This window comes from Streptomyces lydicus, assembly GCF_000717345.1.
GTDB classification, from domain to species: domain Bacteria; phylum Actinomycetota; class Actinomycetes; order Streptomycetales; family Streptomycetaceae; genus Streptomyces; species Streptomyces lydicus.
Genome location: NZ_JNZA01000092.1, coordinates 1 through 1,445, shown reverse-complemented (window position 1 = coordinate 1,445; position 1,445 = coordinate 1). Strand labels below are relative to the sequence as shown.

2 protein-coding genes are annotated in these 1,445 nt (G+C 70.3%); both read left to right on the top strand.

Annotated features, from left to right (window positions below; all coding sequences use genetic code 11):
• Positions 1 to 491: TIM barrel protein (locus tag OO62_RS36120; RefSeq protein ID WP_033271965.1), on the top strand; the 491-nt coding region annotated here is incomplete at its 5' end.
• Positions 492 to 570: 79 nt separating this feature from the next.
• Positions 571 to 1,445, top strand: an 875-nt coding sequence (locus OO62_RS36115; protein WP_033271964.1) for a 2-hydroxy-3-oxopropionate reductase, incomplete at its 3' end; no start/stop codon positions are given.

Below are 1,445 nucleotides of genomic sequence, written 5' to 3'. Positions count from 1 at the left end.
TGTACGGCAACCGGGTCGAGGGTGTCTCGCCCGAGGAGCAGGACCGTCTCGCGCTGGAGAACCTCGCCTTCGCGGCCCGTGCGGTGGCCGAGGTGGGGGGCACGTTGCTGATCGAGGCGCTCAACGCCCCCGAGTCGCCGGCCTGCCCGATCGTCTCGGCGCCGAAGGCCATCGAGGTCGTCGACGCGGTCAACGCCGCGACCGGGTTGGGTAACGCGAAGTTCCTGATGGACCTCTACCACCTGTCGATGAACGGCGAGGACCTGGAGGAGGTCATCGACCGCTGCACCGGCAAGACCGCGCACGTGCAGATCGCCGACAACCCCGGCCGCGGCGCCCCCGGCACCGGCGAGCTGGACTTCGATGCCCTGCTCGACCGCCTGAAGAAGGCCGGCTACGACGGCTGGATCGGCCTGGAGTACAAGCCGGGCGACGCCCCGAGTGCTTCGTCGTTCGCCTGGCTGCCGGCCCCGCTGCGCGCCGCGAAGTGACCGCGGACGGGCGGCGCGTGCCTGAGCGCGCCGCCTGCCCGCACTTCTCCTCCTCGTTCAGATGCATGAAAGGCACTTCATGAGCACCCTTCCCAAGATCGCGTGGATCGGCCTGGGCATCATGGGCTCCCCCATGGCCGAGAACCTGATCAAGGCCGGCTACGCCGTGACCGGCTACACCCTGGAGCAGGACAAGCTGCAGCGGCTGGCCGACAACGGTGGCACCGCGGCCGGTTCGATCGCCGAGGCCGTCCAGGACGCCGACGTGGTGATCACCATGGTCCCGGCCTCCCCGCAGGTCGAGGCCATCGCCTACGGCCCCGACGGCATCGTGGAGAACGCCAAGCCCGGCACCCTGCTGATCGACATGTCCTCGATCACCCCGCAGACCTCCATCGACCTGGCCAAGGCCGCCGGCGACAAGGGCATCCGCGTCCTGGACGCACCCGTCTCCGGCGGCGAGGCCGGCGCCATCGAAGCCGTCCTGTCGATCATGGTCGGTGGCTACCAGGCCGACTTCGACGCCGCACGCCCGATGCTTCAGGCCCTGGGCAAGACCATCGTGCTGTGCGGCCCGCACGGCTCCGGTCAGACCGTCAAGGCCGCCAACCAGCTCATCGTCGCCGTCAACATCCAAGCCTGCGCCGAAGCGGTGGTCTTCCTGGAGAAGTCCGGCGTCGACCTCGCCGCCGCCCTCGACGTCCTGGGCGGGGGCCTGGCCGGCTCCACCGTCCTGGCCCGCAAGACCGACAACTTCAAAAACCGCGACTTCAAGCCCGGCTTCCGCGTCGACCTGCACCACAAGGACATGGGCATCGTCACCGACGCCGCCCGCACCGTCGGCGCCGCCCTGCCCGTGGGCACCCTCGTCGCCTCCCTCGTCGCCTCCCTGCGCGCACAAGGCGACGGCGGCCTGGACCACTCCGCCCTCCTGCGCGGCGTCGAACGCCTCTC